Annotated in this window: 12 protein-coding genes; 11 read left to right on the top strand and 1 reads right to left on the bottom strand. The window is 44.2% G+C overall.

From position 1 onward, the window contains the following. The 7 genes from GMD1S_RS02765 to GMD1S_RS02735 form a co-directional block, all read left to right on the top strand. Positions 1 to 729: uroporphyrinogen decarboxylase family protein (locus GMD1S_RS02765; protein WP_000311084.1), on the top strand; the 729-nt coding region annotated here is incomplete at its 5' end. Between the two features lie 11 nt (positions 730 to 740). Beyond that, on the top strand, positions 741 to 944 hold the full coding sequence (locus GMD1S_RS02760) for a hypothetical protein (RefSeq protein ID WP_000837741.1): 204 nt from the start codon (positions 741 to 743) through the stop codon (positions 942 to 944). Positions 945 to 946: 2 nt separating this feature from the next. Next, on the top strand, positions 947 to 1,945 hold the full coding sequence (locus GMD1S_RS02755; protein WP_001290979.1) for a uroporphyrinogen decarboxylase family protein: 999 nt from the start codon (positions 947 to 949) through the stop codon (positions 1,943 to 1,945). Between the two features lie 11 nt (positions 1,946 to 1,956). Further along, entirely contained in the window at positions 1,957 to 2,835 is an 879-nt protein-coding gene (locus GMD1S_RS02750; protein ID WP_000036997.1) for a transporter substrate-binding domain-containing protein, read from the top strand. A 32-nt stretch (positions 2,836 to 2,867) separates the two neighbouring features. After that, entirely contained in the window at positions 2,868 to 3,560 is a 693-nt protein-coding gene (locus GMD1S_RS02745; protein WP_000255457.1) for an amino acid ABC transporter permease, read from the top strand. Between the two features lie 3 nt (positions 3,561 to 3,563). Beyond that, positions 3,564 to 4,286 (top strand): amino acid ABC transporter permease, encoded by a 723-nt coding sequence (locus GMD1S_RS02740; RefSeq protein WP_000350566.1) that lies wholly within the window; start codon positions 3,564 to 3,566, stop codon positions 4,284 to 4,286. Positions 4,287 to 4,295: 9 nt separating this feature from the next. Next, positions 4,296 to 5,060: an amino acid ABC transporter ATP-binding protein gene (locus tag GMD1S_RS02735; RefSeq protein ID WP_000942256.1), complete on the top strand. Its 765-nt coding sequence runs from the start codon at positions 4,296 to 4,298 to the stop codon at positions 5,058 to 5,060. A 202-nt stretch (positions 5,061 to 5,262) separates the two neighbouring features. Here the strand turns inward: GMD1S_RS02735 and GMD1S_RS02725 are convergent, their stop codons facing one another. Further along, a complete protein-coding gene (locus GMD1S_RS02725) occupies positions 5,263 to 8,979 on the bottom strand; it encodes a pullulanase (RefSeq protein ID WP_000723755.1) in 3,717 nt (1,238 codons plus the stop codon). 441 nt (positions 8,980 to 9,420) lie between these two features. Between GMD1S_RS02725 and rpoB the strand changes: the two genes are divergently transcribed. The 4 genes from rpoB to GMD1S_RS02705 all read left to right on the top strand — a co-directional run bounded on the left by rpoB (position 9,421) and on the right by GMD1S_RS02705 (position 18,019). Next, positions 9,421 to 13,032 carry a DNA-directed RNA polymerase subunit beta gene (gene rpoB, locus GMD1S_RS02720; protein WP_000907169.1) on the top strand — a complete coding sequence of 1,204 codons (3,612 nt, stop codon included), beginning with the start codon at positions 9,421 to 9,423 and terminating at the stop codon, positions 13,030 to 13,032. Between the two features lie 32 nt (positions 13,033 to 13,064). After that, complete coding sequence (gene rpoC, locus GMD1S_RS02715) at positions 13,065 to 16,730, top strand: DNA-directed RNA polymerase subunit beta' (protein ID WP_000228754.1); 3,666 nt, start codon at positions 13,065 to 13,067, stop codon at positions 16,728 to 16,730. Between the two features lie 111 nt (positions 16,731 to 16,841). Next, a complete protein-coding gene (gene ndk, locus GMD1S_RS02710) occupies positions 16,842 to 17,261 on the top strand; it encodes a nucleoside-diphosphate kinase (protein WP_000438309.1) in 420 nt (139 codons plus the stop codon). 134 nt (positions 17,262 to 17,395) lie between these two features. Then, the gene (locus GMD1S_RS02705) at positions 17,396 to 18,019 is read left to right on the top strand and encodes a hypothetical protein (protein WP_000240908.1); all 624 of its coding nucleotides are present in this window, start codon (positions 17,396 to 17,398) and stop codon (positions 18,017 to 18,019) included. The last annotated feature ends 77 nt before the right edge of the window (positions 18,020 to 18,096 follow it).

The raw sequence follows: 18,096 nt of genomic DNA, 5'->3' as shown, positions 1-18,096 counted from the left end.
TCGATTGGTGAGGAACACCCATGGATTCAGCAACAGGTGGAAGTGGTACAAGCGATTCGAGAGACCTTTACCGAAGAGATTGCTTCTTTCTACAATATCTTTTCACCAATCTCCTACCTCAAGCGCTGGTTCCGCACAGAAACTTCTCGAGGAGATAGGGAAGTGGCTGATCTATTGCTTGAAAATCCTGAGCAATTTAGAGCTATTCTAGACGTGATTGCAGGAGATATTGCTATCCTAACTCAGAAAATCATCCAGCAAGGCGGTGTTGACGGGATTTACCTCAGTACCCAGGAAATTCAAGATGAGCGCATCACACCAGCACTCTACCAAACCTATATCGAACCGAGCAATATAGCGATTTTGGAGGCAGCTAATCAGGTGGGTGGGACCAATATCCTCCATATCTGTGGTTTTGAAGGTGCGAGCAATGATGTGACGATTTTTAAGGACTATCCAGCTCAAGTGGTCAACTGGGCGACCCACCATGAGGATGTTAGTTTGACACAGGGGCAGGAGTTGTTTCCAGGCAAGGCCGTTTTAGGTGGATTTGAAAACGGCAAGAAAAGCTTGCTTTATCAAGGTTCCAAGGCGGAATTGCAAGATGAAACAAGACGGTTGCTGGCTGAAGCTGGTAGTAAAGGCGTTCTTCTGGGAGCTGACTGTACTGTTCCAGATGACTTTGACTTAGAGAGGTTGGACTGGATTCGGCAGGCAGCTGTTCTCTAAAAGGAGGAGCTATGAAAAGTAAAAGATGGGGCATCTTCATTGCAGTTGTCGGTTTGCTGGCCTTGGTTGCCATAAGCGTCGTAAAAAATCAGCACTGCAAAAATGGAGAGAGATGTCGTGGAGTTCAGGATTTTTCCAAGTCCAGTCTCCCCTTTCTACGCTCGAATGATATCGCAAGCAGTTTATTAGTTGAAAAAGTAAGAAATGGAGAATAAGAATGTCAGAAAAAAAAGAATGGGTTTTAAAAGCATTTAAAGGTGAAAAGGTTGATCGTGTGCCAGTTGGCTTTTGGCACCATTTCACATCCGAAGACGAATGGCTACACGGTTTCTCAAATCCAGTCATTATCGAGAAGAATATTGAGGGCCATAAGCGCTTTATCCGAGAAGTTCAGCCAGACTTTATCAAACTCATGAGTGATGGCTACTTTGCTTATCCAAATCCAGCGATTGCCAAAGACAAATCACTTCAAGAATTGGCAACCATTCAACCACTTGGATCAGACCATGCTTGGATAAAAGAGCAGGTGGACTTGGTTAAGAAAATCAAGCAAGAGTTTACAGAAGATATCGTTGCGATTTACAATATTTTTGCTCCTGTGACCTATCTCAAGTGGCTGCTTGGGGAAGTATCTGGCGGCGATGACCTTATCGCGGACTTTCTGGTGGAAGACCCTGAAGCCCTTAAGAAGGTGTTGGATGTGATTGCAGAAGATATTGCGAGTCTAAGTCGAGCTGTCATCGAAGAGGCTGGTGCTGACGGAATCTACCTCAGCGTGCAGAGTATCCAAGATCAACGAGTGTCGGCAGCAGATTATCAAGCCGTCATTGCACCTAGCGAGATAACGGTTCTGGAAGCGGCTAGTGCTGTTGGTGGCGTCACTGTTCTTCATATCTGTGGCTACGAGGGGGCGCGAAATGATATTCACCTTTTTGCAGACTATCCTGCCCAAGTCTTTAACTGGGCTGTAGGACCAGAGGGAATCACTCTCAAGGAAGGTCGTGAGATTTTCAAGGGACGTACGGTTCTTGGAGGATTTGAAAATGGCAAGACAGGCTTACTGTATACTGGTAGCAAGGACGCCATTCAGGCTGAGGCAAAGAAACTAGTTGCAGAAGCTGGGGAACAGGGATTGGTACTTGGGGCAGATTGTACCATTCCAAGTGATATCGCAGTTGAACGTATCCAGTGGGTGAGAGAAGCGCTTGAAAACTAAAGGAGAAAAAGATGAGTAAAAAAGCATGGATTATCGGTGGTGTAGCAGTTGTTGCAGTAATTGGGGCGACGATTATCGGGAGAAGTTTAGCTGGTGCTCCAGCCAAGGATGGAAAAACGGCTTCGTCTGCTGAAGTCATAACCTTGAAGGTTGCCCATACACAAAACTACGTACCTTATGACTTTGTAAATGAAAAAGGGGAATCAGATGGTTATGAAGTAGCTGTTTTGAAGGCTGTTGATGAGAAGTTGGCAAACTATCAATTTGAATATACGGGTACCAGTGATGATGACCTCTTGATTGGTCTGGAATCAGGTAAGTATGACATCGGAACCAAGGGAGCTTGGTACACAGATGAACGAGCTAAAAAGTTTGTCATTCCATCTGAACCAGTCGGAGCGAGCATCATCGGATTTACGGTCAGAAAAGAAGATGAACAGAAATACAAAACCATTGATGACTTTGCTAAGAATAAAGGGAAATTGGTTCCCATCTCTCCACAGAATGCTCAATGGAATGTCATCACCAGCTACAATGAAAAACATCAGGATGCACCGATTGAGCTAACAGCTGCTGAATCCTTTAAAGTGGCAGATGCCTATGCCTGGGTCTTAGAAGGACGTTATGACGCCTTCTTTGATATCAAACTGTCCTTTGAAAAAGCAGTTACCGCAGAAGATGGCCCTTACCACCAATATGCGGACAAACTCAGCTGGTTCCCATACAAGGGTATTCCAACTTATCCCTTGATTCACCGTGATGAAAAGGGTGAGAAATTTGCTAAAGAATACGAAAAAGCAATTAAAGAATTGAAAGAAGATGGCACGCTTGCTAAGCTATCTCAGCAATACTTTAAAGAAGATGTCTTTAGTTACGTAGACAAAGACTAGACCAGAAATTCCAAGACTAGAAAGGGTTTTGCATGGTTTCTTATGATTTTTCCAAGGTCTTTCAGTTTTTGCCGACCTTATGGCAGGCGCTTCCTATGACCTTGTCCATTCTCTTTTTTACTACTCTTCTTGGTTCCCTTTTTGGAGGTCTCTTGGCCTGGGCACAAGTAGGAGAAGACAAGAGTTTTGCAGCGATTTCCAAAGACTATATCTTTACCCTTCGTTGTACACCGCCGATTGTCTTGCTTTTTCTAGTCTTTTATGGCTTGCCAGAATTTCTGAAATGGTGGCTTGGTTTAGATATCAACAACTGGTCTAAAACTATTTTTGTTCTCTTGACGATGATTCTCTTGTTTGCGGCTATTGTTGCCGAGGTTTTCAAGGCGGCCTATCAAGCTATTCCAAAGGGGCAGACAGAGGCCGGGCTTAGTATTGGTTTGACTCCAAGTCAGACTTTTTGGAGAATCATTTTTCCTCAAGCTTTTCAAGTTGCTCTTCCCAATATAACGACCGCTATACTCAATCTCATGCGAGATGCTGCCTTGGCCTATACGATTGGTTTCGTTGATGTTATGGGGGCGGGGAATCTCTTGATTAGTCGCAATTTAGGGAACTACTCTCTGGAAACCTATACGGCAGTTGCGCTTCTTTACTGGGGGATTGCCTTGGTTATTTCTAGCTTGAGTCGTTTGCTTGAGAAGTCTTTGGAGACAAAAGGGAGGTAAGAAATGGATATAGACTATATTGTAAAGACCTTTCTGGAGACCTTGAAGGGTGTGCCAATCACCTTGATTATCATGATTGTGGCTATGGTCTTAAGCTTTTTACCAGCTCTATTTTTAGCCTTAGGGCAGATCTATAAGGTTCGAGGTGTGAGGAGTTTTTCTCTGGTCTATCTGGCCTTTATCCGAGCGACTCCACCGATTTTATTGATTCTCTTCTTTTATAGTTTGTTTCCAAGTTTGCTGAATCAATTTCTCAAAAGCATAGGAAGTGACTTTGATATTTTCAAACTTGATCCTCTCTACTATGCCTTCATCATTTATAGTTTGATGACAGTCGGGAGTTTATCGGAGATTTTGCGTTCAGCCATCTTGACGGTGAACAAGGGACAACTAGAGGCAGCGCATGCGATTGGGCTGACTACGACCCAGGCCTATCTAAGGATTGTTTTTCCTCAAGCCTTGCGCTCAGCCTTGCCTAACTTGGCCAATCTGGTGATTAATATCGTCAAAGGGACCTCCCTGGTCTTTGTTATGACTATCAAGGATATCACCGCTATTGCTCGTGTGGAAGCGTCCTACGGTTACCAGTATTTTGAGTCATATTTTGTGATCTTTTTGCAGTATATTTTGATCTGTGGTTTGATTCAGTGGGGCTTCTCCCTACTGGAGAAAGGCTATGTGAAAAAAGAAGAGAGAGCAAAAACATCTAGCGCGCGTTTTGTATAGGAGGACAGGATGTTACAAGTAGAACATATCGCAAAAACATTTGGAGAGAGACAGGTCTTGGAGGATGTTAATCTTCAGGTCAACCAAGGGGATGTCGTTGTTATTTTAGGACCATCAGGTTCTGGGAAAACGACCTTTCTCCGTTGTCTCAACCACTTAGAAAAAGCTGATAGTGGCCGTTTGACCTTGGCAGGAAAAACCTATGACTTATCCAAATTGAGCAAGAAAGACATTCTAGAAATTCGCCAAAAAACAGCCTTTGTTTTCCAGCACTACAATCTTTTTGCGAATAAAACTGCTCTGGAAAATATTCTAGAAGGCCTAATCGTAGCTCGTAAAGTTCCCAAGGAAGAAGCGCTCAAACGTGCAGAATCTGCCTTGGAAAAAGTTGGTTTACTGGCCTACAAAGACTACTACCCTTCACAACTATCTGGAGGGCAACAACAACGAATAGGAATTGCGCGTGCTATTGCCGTCAAACCCGAGGTCATTTTGCTAGATGAACCAACATCAGCACTAGACCCTGAGTTGGTTGGAGATGTTTTGGATGTTCTGAAACAGTTGGCGGGAGAAGGTGTGACCATGGTGGTCGTCACGCATGAGATGGGATTTGCTAGAGATGTCGCCAACCACGTTATTTTCATGGATGGAGGCCGTATCGTAGAGGAGAACAATCCCCACGATTTCTTTAGTCGTCCACAAGAAGAACGAACCAAGCAGTTCCTGGCTCGTATCTTATCAGACGCTAGCTATAGTGTAGAATATATGATTTGATAGCTAAGTGTATCATAAAAACAACACCCCATGACTAGAAGATTCTTCTGACCATGGGGTGTTTTCTCTATAGGAGGGCTAGGTTATATTCTTTGAAAATCTCTTCAAACCAGGTCAGCTTCGCCTTATCTACAACTTCAAAGCTGTGCTTTGAGCAGCCTGTGGCTAGCTTTCTAGTTTACTCTTTGATTTTCATTGAGTATCAGTTCTCTTTCTTGTTTTTTATCAACCATCCAAGTCCGAGAAGGGCAAGGATACTGAATCCAGCAAGGGCAAGAAGTGATTTGCTCTCAGTTCCTGTGTTTGGAAGGAGGTTCTGAGAGTTAGCCTCTGCAGCGGTTTCTTGAGTTTCAGGATTGGCTGCTAGGCTTTGAGCTTGGCCTTGTTCTGGTTCAACTTCCAAGCTAGAAAGATCAAATTCTGGTTTTTCTTCCACAGCTGGAGCGACAATGGCACCACCTTGAGACAAGCGGAGAACGACAGCAGTGAGAGCGTTCAATTTCAATCCTTTCTCAGTCCATTTAAGGCCTTGAGGGTTGGTAATTCCTACTGGTCCTGCTTGGTTTTCATCAGCCAAGACTTCGGCCTTTCTCAAGTGAGCAAAGGCAGTTCCCAAGTTGAATTCGCGAGCTTTTTCATCCGCATTGACAAAGACAGCGTAGACATCACCGTTTGGAGCAGTGATTTGGTAGCCGATGGTCACATCTTCTTTTTCAACGCCATTTTGTCCTGGGACAGTAATGAGGTGGACGCGCTCCTTGATATCTTGCAGACTCTTGAGTCGGAAAGCGTCTGTAGATTGACGAAGAGCGATCAGACCTTTCATGTAGTCACGGCTCTTGACATTTTCAGGATATGCTTTGCTATCTGTAGCTTTGGTCCAGTCAAACTTGTTGACAGCATCACTAGAGTCGTAAGAGTCATGGATAAAGTAAGGATAGACAAATGGCTTGCCGTCCTTGTCGCGCAACAAGTGAGACTTGTTTGGAACCTTATCCTCTGAGACAGGATTCTTATAGGCTGGATCAAGGAATTGTTTGGTACGTCCGTATTCCTGACCAGAGTGGATAAACGGAGTTCCTTGAGCGGTCAAGACCATGAGGTTTCCAAGTCGCAAACGACGATGAATCTCAGCGTAGTTTTCAGCCTTGCTTGGGTCTTTTTTGATAGACTGGGCAATGATGTCAAAGAGGGTCAAGTTATCATGGGCTGCGATATACTGGATAACATCTCCAGGACTGTCTGCTTCAAAGTTGGTTGGTTGGGCAATGAGATTTTTAAAGATGGTATTGATATCGCGTTTGCCACCTGTGATAAAGGCAGGTTGACCTTCGTTTGGATAGCCAGACTTGAGGTTGTTGCGGATGTCGTCTGAAAAGACAGCGACAGTATCTGTTTTCTTCATCCAATCTTGGTCAGCAGGTTGCACAGGCGCATTTTCATCACCAGTATAGGTTCTCCAGCCTTCACCTAGCATGATGAGATTTGGATTGAGGGCGCGTGCAGCCTTGTAAGCTTCTTCGATAGAAGCCGCATCGTGGTCACCCATCATATCAAAGCGGAAACCATCTACTTTGTAAGTTTCAACCAGATACTTGATGGAGTCTACCAAGACACGTTTAGACATGTAGTGGGTAGTTCCCAAACGACCGCCTCCGAAGCTAGTACGTGGAGTTCCGTCTGCATCCATAAAGTGATAGTAATTTGGCTCAATATCTTCAAAAATATCAACATTTGCAGTATGGTTGTAGACCACATCCAAGATAGCCCCCATGCCACGTTTGTGGATTTCGTTGATGAGGTTTTTGAATTCTGCGATACGTTTTTCTGGATCCTTAGGATCGCTTGAGTACATACCAGTCAAGGAGAAGTAGTTTTGAGGGTCATATCCCCAGTTGTAGTTGCTGTTGCTTGAAGCGTAGGCAGACAAACGTTCATGGTTTTTCAATTCATTGACAAAGTAGTAAGACAAGACTGGAAGGAGCTGGATGTGGGTCACACCCAAGTCTTTGAGATAGTCTAATTTTTCGATAAAGGCTTCGAAGGTACCGAATGGTTTGGTCAAGTCTTTTGCGATGGCAGGATCCGAAGTGAAGTCACGCACATGAGCTTCATAGATAACGGCATCTTCACGTGATTTGAAGTTACGAATCTTTCCATAGGTCAAGTCTTGCGGACCTAACTTCGCTGGATCGACAAAGGCAGCTTTAGCGACCTTATGAGCGGCATCTGTTTTTGCTAGGTCACTGTTCCAAGCCGCTAATGATTTGGCATAAGGGTCAAGAACGAGGACAGTTTTACCTTGGCGCTCGATTTGGTAGTGGTAGTAGTAGCCAGTGTAGTTGCTGATACCGAGACCAGAGTTTGCATCCAGAGTTTGTTTCCAGGTTCCTTTTTCTCCTTTTTCAAGGGGGACAGTTCCAACTACCTTTTCAGGGTCTTTCTTGTCATAGACAACAACGGAAACCTTATCAGCACTTGGAGACCAGAGGGTGAGGTCAACACGCTTGCCATCTTCTTTCAGAGTTGCGCCGAGTGGCCCATCGTAACTGTAGGACTCATCCTTGAGGCGCCAGCTTGAACGTGTGGTAAAGCGGTCTGAATTGTAGCTGACAGTGTAAGGGTGTTGAGTGTCAGAGAAGTCGCCGATGTAGGTCACTTTTTTACCTGCCTCATCCACTTCCACGTCTGTGATAGCTACTTTATTCCCTTGGTAATCAGTGATGCTGGAGTGTTTGAGGATATCGTCTTTCTTAGCTCCAACGAGGGTAGAAAAACTGCTTTCGATACGAGATTTAGCCACGTGTTGGGCACCAGTCATACGGATATCGTGAACGTAGTAGGGGTTGGTGTAGATGGTTTCGTCATCATCTTTGAGGAAAATCTGACTGTGATTTTTTAGATCAGTGAATTTATAATCTTCTTTTCTGATTTTCACATCATCGCCTTTCTTGCTTTCGTCTAGTAATAAAAATCCAAATTCTCTTGCAGCTTCATTGAGTGGGATATCAATGTAGCGTCCATATTTTCCAGTTGCGGTAAAGTCAGTACCGTCAGGCCATTCTCCACTGCTTGGGTTTTTGACATCGCCCCAATACCAGAGAGATTTTTTGTCATAGTTTCCATCGGTGCGGTAGTAGTTGACACGAATAGTTCCTGCTGGTTGAGGGCGGTAGTTGTATACCTTGTAGTTTTCATCTAGCCAGGCCTCATTCATTTTTGGAGAGAGGCGCTCTACAGAACGGTCTCCCGTCAGGTTATCCCCCTTGGTATTGTTGATGAGGAAGCTGACTTTCTTGGCTTGCTCATTTTTGAGTTTGACATCTAGATAATAGCCGTAGTCATCTTGCTTGGCATCCTTGAAGGACTTGGCTCCATTGGGCCAGTTTTCAGACGGTTTTTCAACATCGTCCCAAGTCCAAAGACCTTGAGAATCTTTGTTCTCTTCAGGGAGTTTTTTTACATGGATACGGAAGTGGTTGTCTGCGATGGGTTCTTCAGAGGATGTGTCAGCTTGTGGTTTTTGTTCTGAAGTTGGCGTTGCAGTGCTGTTATCTACTTTCTCTTCCTTGCTGTTAGCCTGGCTTGTAGTAGCATCTTCTGTTTTAGGTGTTTCTAGTGCTGTAGTAGTTTCCACAGCTGGAGCTTCTTTTTTAGAATCAAGGGAAGCGTTTGCATTCTTTTGTTCAGAAATAGGCGTTTCCTTTTGAGTTTGACTCGTTTCAGTCTCAGTAGGGGCCTTGGTCACAGCGCTGGTATTTTTCTGAGTTTGAGGAAGGTTTTCATTGGCCGAAATAGTTGGCATTGCAGCAGAAAGCAGGACAATGCTGGCACCAATGAGGACAGAACCAGTTCCGTTCTTCAAGGAACGGATACCATAAATCATTTTTTTCTCAGTTTGAGATGGGATCTTTTTCATCACAATTCTCCTTGTGTAGTTGTTCCCTATCAGTATAGCACGAGGTAAACATTAGTGCAAGCGTTTTCCTAATTTTTGAGAGAAAATATAATGCTTCATTCTCTTGAAATTTTAAAATAATATATAGGAAAAGATTGTTAAAAAATAGTAAAAAAACCTTGAAAAATCTAGCTAAATAAGGTATAATATGAATAATCATTTGTCGTAGGTTTTGTCTGAAATATTGTCCAGACAAGGCTCACAGCAGTTAAATCTTCTGGAAAAGTCAGATTTAGCTGCTCTTTTTGTGCTTTTTTTCAGGTTTTTGAGTGCTTGTAACAAAAATTTAAAGATTCTGAAAATTCATCAAAGGGACACGGTGATAGGGGTTTTAAAAACCATATGACGATTAGAAAAGCCTGATTGACAAGGCTTGGAATTTATTTACAAAGGAGAATCATCTTGGCAGGACATGACGTTCAATACGGGAAACATCGTACCCGTCGTAGTTTTTCAAGAATCAAAGAAGTTCTTGACTTACCAAATTTGATTGAAATTCAAACGGATTCATTCAAAGATTTCCTAGATCACGGTCTTAAGGAAGTATTTGAAGATGTATTGCCAATTTCAAACTTCACAGACACAATGGAGTTGGAATTTGTTGGCTATGAAATCAAGGAACCAAAATACACGCTCGAAGAAGCTCGTATCCACGATGCTAGCTACTCAGCACCAATTTTTGTAACCTTCCGCTTGATCAATAAAGAAACAGGCGAAATCAAGACCCAAGAAGTCTTCTTTGGTGATTTCCCAATCATGACCGAAATGGGTACTTTCATTATCAATGGTGGTGAACGTATTATCGTTTCTCAGTTGGTCCGCTCACCAGGTGTTTACTTTAATGACAAAGTAGACAAGAACGGCAAAGTGGGCTATGGTTCTACTGTTATCCCTAACCGTGGAGCTTGGTTGGAACTTGAAAGCGACTCAAAAGACATCGCTTATACTCGTATCGACCGTACTCGTAAGATTCCATTTACGACCTTGGTTCGTGCGCTTGGTTTCTCAGGTGATGATGAAATCTTTGATATCTTTGGTGATAGCGAATTGGTTCGCAACACCGTTGAAAAAGATATCCACAAGAATCCAATGGACTCTCGTACAGACGAAGCCTTGAAAGAAATCTACGAACGCCTTCGTCCAGGTGAGCCTAAGACTGCTGAAAGCTCACGTAGCTTGCTTGTAGCACGTTTCTTTGACCCACGCCGCTACGATTTGGCAGCTGTTGGTCGTTACAAGATCAATAAAAAACTCAACGTTAAAACACGCTTGCTCAACCAAACCATTGCGGAGCCATTGGTAGACCCTGAAACTGGTGAAATCTTGGTAGAGGCTGGTACCGTTATGACTCGCAGTGTGATCGAGAGTATCGAGCACCACTTGGATGGCGACTTGAACAAGATCATTTATATTCCGAATGATGCAGCTGTTCTGACAGAACCAGTTGTCCTTCAAAAATTCAAGGTTGTTGCCCCAACAGATCCAGACCGTGTTGTAACCATCATCGGAAATGCCAATCCAGACGACAAGGTTCGCGTTGTAACTCCTGCGGATATCCTTGCAGAGATGAGCTACTTCCTTAACTTGGCAGAAGGTATCGGACGTGTGGATGATATCGACCACCTTGGAAACCGTCGTATCCGTGCAGTTGGTGAATTGCTTGCCAACCAAGTACGTCTTGGACTTTCTCGTATGGAACGTAATGTCCGTGAACGTATGTCTGTTCAGGACAATGAAGTTTTAACACCACAACAAATCATCAATATCCATCCTGTAACAGCAGCGGTTAAAGAATTCTTTGGTTCATCACAGTTGTCACAGTTCATGGACCAACACAACCCGCTTTCTGAGTTGTCTCACAAACGCCGTTTGTCAGCCTTAGGACCTGGTGGTTTGACACGTGACCGTGCAGGATATGAAGTACGTGACGTGCACTATACTCACTATGGCCGTATGTGTCCAATCGAGACACCTGAAGGACCTAACATCGGTTTGATCAATAACTTGTCATCTTACGGACACTTGAATAAGTATGGATTTGTTCAAACACCATACCGTAAGGTTGACCGTGAAACAGGTGTTGTGACCAATGAAATCGTTTGGTTGACAGCCGATGAAGAAGATGAATTTACTGTAGCGCAGGCTAACTCTCGTCTTAACGAGGACGGTACTTTTGCTGAGAAAGTTGTCATGGGACGTCACCAAGGGGTCAACCAAGAATATCCAGCAGAAGTGGTTGACTACATGGACGTGTCACCAAAACAGGTAGTTGCCGTTGCGACTGCATGTATTCCTTTCTTGGAAAACGATGACTCCAACCGTGCTCTCATGGGTGCCAACATGCAACGTCAGGCTGTGCCTTTGATTGATCCAAAAGCACCTTACGTTGGTACTGGTATGGAATACCAAGCAGCTCATGACTCTGGTGCTGCTGTTATTGCTCAGTATGATGGTAAAGTTACATACGCAGATGCTGACAAGGTAGAAGTACGCCGCGAAGATGGTTCATTGGACGTTTACCACATCCAAAAATTCCGTCGTTCAAACTCAGGTACTGCCTACAACCAACGCACTCTCGTTAAAGTTGGCGATGTTGTTGAAAAAGGCGATTTTATCGCTGACGGACCTTCTATGGAAAAAGGGGAAATGGCGCTTGGACAAAACCCAATCGTTGCCTACATGACATGGGAAGGTTACAACTTTGAGGATGCCGTTATCATGAGCGAACGCTTGGTCAAAGACGATGTCTACACATCTGTCCACCTCGAAGAATACGAATCAGAAACACGCGATACAAAGCTTGGGCCTGAAGAAATTACTCGTGAAATTCCAAATGTTGGTGAAGATGCTCTTAAAGACCTTGACGAAATGGGTATTATCCGTATCGGTGCTGAGGTTAAAGAAGGCGATATCCTTGTAGGTAAAGTCACACCTAAGGGAGAGAAAGACCTTTCAGCTGAAGAACGTCTCTTGCACGCTATCTTCGGAGATAAGTCTCGTGAAGTGCGTGACACTTCTCTTCGTGTACCACACGGTGCCGATGGTGTTGTTCGTGATGTTAAGATCTTTACACGTGCAAATGGCGATGAGTTGCAATCTGGCGTTAACATGCTGGTTCGCGTCTACATCGCTCAAAAACGTAAGATCAAAGTCGGAGATAAGATGGCCGGACGTCACGGAAACAAAGGGGTTGTCTCTCGTATCGTCCCTGTAGAAGACATGCCTTACCTTCCAGACGGAACTCCAGTCGACATCATGTTGAACCCACTTGGGGTACCATCACGTATGAATATCGGTCAGGTTATGGAACTTCACCTTGGTATGGCAGCCCGTACTCTTGGTATCCACATCGCAACACCAGTCTTTGACGGAGCAAGTTCTGAAGACCTTTGGGACACTGTTAAAGAAGCAGGTATGGATAGCGATGCCAAAACAATCCTTTATGATGGACGTACAGGTGAGCCGTTTGACAACCGTGTATCAGTTGGTGTCATGTACATGATCAAACTCCACCACATGGTTGATGATAAATTGCACGCGCGTTCAGTCGGACCATACTCAACCGTTACCCAACAACCACTCGGAGGTAAAGCTCAGTTTGGTGGACAACGTTTCGGTGAGATGGAAGTTTGGGCTCTTGAAGCCTACGGTGCGTCAAATGTTCTTCAAGAAATCTTGACTTACAAGTCTGACGATATCAACGGACGTTTGAAAGCTTATGAAGCTATTACAAAAGGAAAACCAATTCCAAAACCAGGTGTTCCAGAATCCTTCCGAGTTCTTGTAAAAGAATTGCAATCTCTTGGTCTTGACATGCGTGTCCTTGACGAAGATGACCAAGAAGTGGAACTTCGTGACTTGGATGAAGGAATGGACGAAGATGTCATCCACGTAGATGACCTTGAAAAAGCCCGCGAAAAAGCGGCCCAAGAGGCTAAAGCAGCCTTTGAAGCTGAAGAAGCTGAGAAAGCAACAAAAGCGGAAGCAACAGAAGAAGCTGCTGAACAAGAATAAGCAGTTCACTTAGAATAGAAAGGGAAGAAATAGTGGTTGATGTAAATCGTTTTAAAAGTATGCAAATCACCCTAGCTTCTCCAAGCAAAGTCCGTTCATGGTCTTATGGAGAAGTCAAAAAACCTGAAACAATCAATTACCGTACCTTGAAACCAGAACGTGAAGGACTCTTTGACGAAGTCATCTTTGGTCCTACAAAAGACTGGGAATGTGCTTGTGGGAAGTACAAACGCATTCGTTACAGAGGGATTGTTTGTGACCGCTGTGGGGTTGAAGTGACGCGTACGAAAGTTCGTCGTGAGCGTATGGGGCACATCGAGTTGAAAGCTCCTGTATCTCACATTTGGTATTTCAAGGGGATTCCAAGCCGTATGGGCTTGACCCTTGATATGAGTCCTCGTGCCCTCGAGGAAGTTATCTACTTTGCGGCTTATGTAGTGATTGATCCTAAGGATACACCACTTGAGCACAAGTCTATCATGACAGAGCGCGAATACCGTGAGCGCTTGCGTGAGTATGGTTATGGGTCATTCGTTGCCAAGATGGGTGCCGAAGCTATCCAGGACCTCTTGAAACAAGTAGATCTTGAAAAAGAAATTGCTGAACTCAAAGAAGAGTTGAAAACAGCTACTGGACAAAAACGTGTCAAAGCCATCCGCCGTTTGGATGTTTTGGATGCCTTTTACAAGTCTGGAAATAAACCTGAATGGATGATTCTCAACATTCTTCCAGTTATTCCACCAGATCTTCGTCCAATGTTGCAGTTGGATGGTGGCCGTTTTGCCTCATCTGACTTGAACGACCTTTACCGCCGTGTTATCAACCGTAACAACCGTTTGGCTCGTTTGCTTGAGTTGAATGCACCAGGTATCATCGTTCAAAATGAGAAGCGTATGCTGCAAGAAGCGGTTGACGCTTTGATTGATAATGGCCGTCGTGGTCGTCCGATTACAGGACCAGGTAGCCGTCCACTCAAATCATTGAGCCACATGCTCAAAGGGAAACAAGGACGCTTCCGTCAAAACTTGCTCGGTAAACGTGTTGACTTCTCAGGACGTTCCGTTATCGCCGTTGGTCCAACTCTTAAGATGTACCAATGTGGTGTACCACGCGAAATGGCGATTGAGCTCTTTAAACCATTCGTCATGCGTGAAATCGTTGCCCGCGACATTGTGCAAAACGTTAAGGCAGCTAAACGCTTGGTAGAACGCGGAGACGAACGTATCTGGGATATTCTTGAAGAAGTAATCAAAGAACACCCAGTTCTTTTGAACCGCGCACCGACCCTTCACCGTTTGGGTATCCAAGCCTTCGAGCCAGTCTTGATTGATGGTAAGGCCCTTCGCTTGCACCCGCTTGTCTGTGAAGCCTACAATGCCGACTTTGACGGGGACCAAATGGCCATCCACGTACCGCTTTCAGAAGAAGCTCAAGCAGAAGCTCGTATCTTGATGTTGGCTGCTGAGCATATCTTGAATCCGAAAGATGGTAAACCAGTTGTTACTCCTTCTCAGGACATGGTTTTGGGTAACTACTACTTGACCATGGAAGAAGCTGGTCGTGAAGGTGAAGGAATGGTCTTCAAAGACCGTGACGAAGCGGTTATGGCTTACCGTAATGGTTATGTTCACCTCCACTCACGTGTTGGTATCGCGACAGATAGCCTCAACAAACCTTGGACTGAAGAGCAAAAACACAAGGTCTTGCTTACAACAGTTGGTAAAATCCTCTTCAACGACATCATGCCAGAGGGTCTGCCTTACTTGCAAGAACCAACAAATGCCAATTTAACAGAAGGTGTTCCAGCTAAATACTTCTTGCCACTAGGTGGAGATATCAAGGAAGCAATCAGCAATCTTGAACTCAACCCTCCATTCAAGAAGAAAAATCTTGGGAATATCATCGCTGAAATCTTCAAACGTTTCCGTACGACAGAAACTTCTGCCCTACTTGACCGCATGAAGAATCTCGGATACCACCACTCAACTCTTGCAGGTTTGACAGTGGGTATTGCCGATATCCCAGTTGTTGAAGACAAGGCTGAAATCATCGAAGAATCACACAAACGTGTAGAACAAATCACCAAACAATTCCGTCGTGGTATGATCACAGACGACGAGCGCTACAACGCTGTTACAGCTGAATGGCGTGCAGCCCGTGAAAAATTAGAGAAACGTTTGGTTGCCAACCAAGATCCTAAGAACCCAATCGTTATGATGATGGACTCTGGAGCCCGTGGTAACATCTCAAACTTCTCACAGCTTGCCGGTATGCGTGGTCTGATGGCCGCTCCGAACGGACGTATCATGGAATTGCCAATCCTTTCAAACTTCCGCGAAGGTTTGTCAGTACTCGAAATGTTCTTCTCAACTCACGGTGCCCGTAAAGGTATGACCGATACGGCCCTTAAGACAGCCGACTCAGGTTATTTGACTCGTCGTTTGGTTGACGTTGCCCAAGATGTGATCATCCGTGAGGACGACTGTGGAACAGACCGTGGTCTCTTGATCCGTTCTATCGCAGAAGGAAAAGAGATGATCGAGTCTCTCGAAGAACGCCTCAACGGTCGTTACACTAAGAAAACTGTTAAACATCCAGAAACTGGTGCAGTGATCATCGGTCCAAATGAGTTGATTACAGAAGACAAGGCGCGTGAAATTGTCAATGCTGGTGTGGAAGAAGTGACTATCCGTTCCGTATTTACATGTAACACTCGTCATGGTGTCTGCCGTCACTGTTACGGTATCAACTTGGCGACTGGTGATGCGGTTGAAGTTGGTGAAGCAGTTGGTACAATCGCTGCCCAATCTATCGGGGAACCTGGTACACAGCTTACAATGCGTACCTTCCACACGGGTGGGGTTGCCTCAAATACCGATATCACTCAGGGTCTTCCTCGTGTCCAAGAAATCTTTGAAGCCCGCAATCCTAAAGGGGAAGCGGTCATCACAGAGGTCAAAGGACAAGTTACAGCTATCGAAGAAGACGCGTCAACTCGTACCAAGAAAGTCTTCGTTAAGGGTGAAACTGGAGAAGGCGAATACGTGGTACCATTTACAGCCCGTATGCGCGTCGAAGTTGGAGACCAAGTCTCTCGCGGTGCGGCATTGACAGAAGGTTCTATCCAACCGAAACGTCTCCTCGCTGTTCGTGATGTCTTGTCAGTTGAAACCTACCTTCTCGGTGAAGTACAAAAAGTTTACCGCAGCCAAGGGGTAGAAATCGGTGACAAACACATCGAGGTAATGGTTCGTCAAATGATCCGTAAAGTTCGTGTCATGGATCCAGGTGACACAGACCTTCTTATGGGTACTCTCATGGACATCAACGACTTTACAGATGCTAACAAGGATGTTCTTATCGCAGGTGGAGTCCCAGCGACTGGTCGCCCAGTTCTTATGGGAATTACCAAAGCCTCACTTGAAACCAACAGTTTCTTGTCAGCGGCTTCCTTCCAGGAAACAACTCGTGTCCTTACAGATGCGGCCATCCGTGGTAAGAAAGACCATCTCCTTGGACTCAAGGAAAATGTTATCATCGGTAAGATCATCCCAGCTGGTACTGGTATGGCTCGCTACCGTAACCTTGAACCACAAGCCGTTAATGAAGCAGAATATCTGGCTCCAGAACAAGAAGAGGCAGAACTTGCTCCTGTAGAGGAAGTTGTGGAAATCCAAGTTGAAGAAACAGTAGAATAAAAGCAAACAAGAGAACCTTTGGGTTCTCTTTGTTTTATTTCAGAAAAATTTTCCCACTTTTTCATAAAGTATGGTAGAATAGAAGAACTAAAATGCCAAGGAGGTGTCCGTATGGAACAAACATTCTTTATCATTAAGCCAGATGGTGTGAAAAGAGGGCTGGTTGGTCAGGTTCTGAAAAGAATTGAGGAGCGTGGTTTCAAAATCGAAAAATTAGAGTTGCGTTCAGCAGTTTCAGAAGTTTTGATTGACCAACACTATCAAGACTTGGTTGAAAAAAGTTTTTATCCTCCTATCCGTCAGTTTATGACCTCAGGACCGGTAGTGGTGGGCATTCTATCAGGTCCGAAAGTGATTGAAACTTGGCGTAGTATGATGGGAGCTACTCGTCCAGAAGAAGCCTTGCCTGGAACTATCCGAGGAGATTTTGCTAAAGCAGCAGGAGACAATCAAGCTATTCAAAATGTAGTTCATGGCTCCGATTCGGAAGCTTCTGCAAAACGTGAAATTGCTCTCTGGTTTAAGGATTAGACTGGTAAAAGAACAGTTCTGTGCACAAGAGAGCTGTTTTTTGGTCAGTTGAGCACAAAAAAAGAACACTTGAGGCGGAAACAATCATTTCAAACTCCTCACAAGGTATAATCCCATATAGGGAGGGAAAAGAAATGGTAAAATCAATTCGCCTATTGTTACTGATTGCAGTCATCCAGATTAGTTTTAGTAGTTGCCTATTATGGAAAGAATCCTTTTTATCTTTAAAACAGACCAATGCTTACTTTTTGATTTTGATAGTAGGAATTTCTGTTTTGTGCGCTGGGATAAATTATTTCCATACAGCAGACCAGTCTAGACATAGTATTTTACATGTTCAAAAGAAAGTGAGCCTTGTTTATTGCCTCCTTTTAGTAGTCAATCTTCTGGCAACCTGTCTGGTTCTCTCAGAAAGCATCCAAACCACTAGCAAATTGCAGCAGGAACTGGTTGACCTCTTTTTACCCTCCTTCTTTTTCTTGCTAGGAGTAGATCTATTGATTTTCTTACCTTTTGATAAAATTTTTCGCGATATAGAAAATCACCTAAATAAAAAGAAAACAGTCGTCATTTCCGTTCTAGCTACGATGGTTTTCTTGAGGAATCCCTTAGTGATTTCCTCGATTTTCTTTTATATCAGTGTTGGTTTTCTATGCGCACGTTTCCTTTTTCCCAAATGTATCCAAAGGGAAATCTCCTTTTATGGGCACCTGATTCGGGATATCCTGTTTGTTTTTTCAATAGTTGTATTCTTTTAAGTGGAGGAGAATCTTTCAAAATTGTTATAGTAAGTCCATAAAGAAAATTCACACAAAAGAAAACTTTTTGGTATAAT

Source organism: Streptococcus sp. GMD1S, assembly GCF_000296875.1.
Taxonomy (GTDB): Bacteria; Bacillota; Bacilli; order Lactobacillales; family Streptococcaceae; genus Streptococcus.
This window is presented reverse-complemented; position numbering and strand designations above follow the sequence as displayed.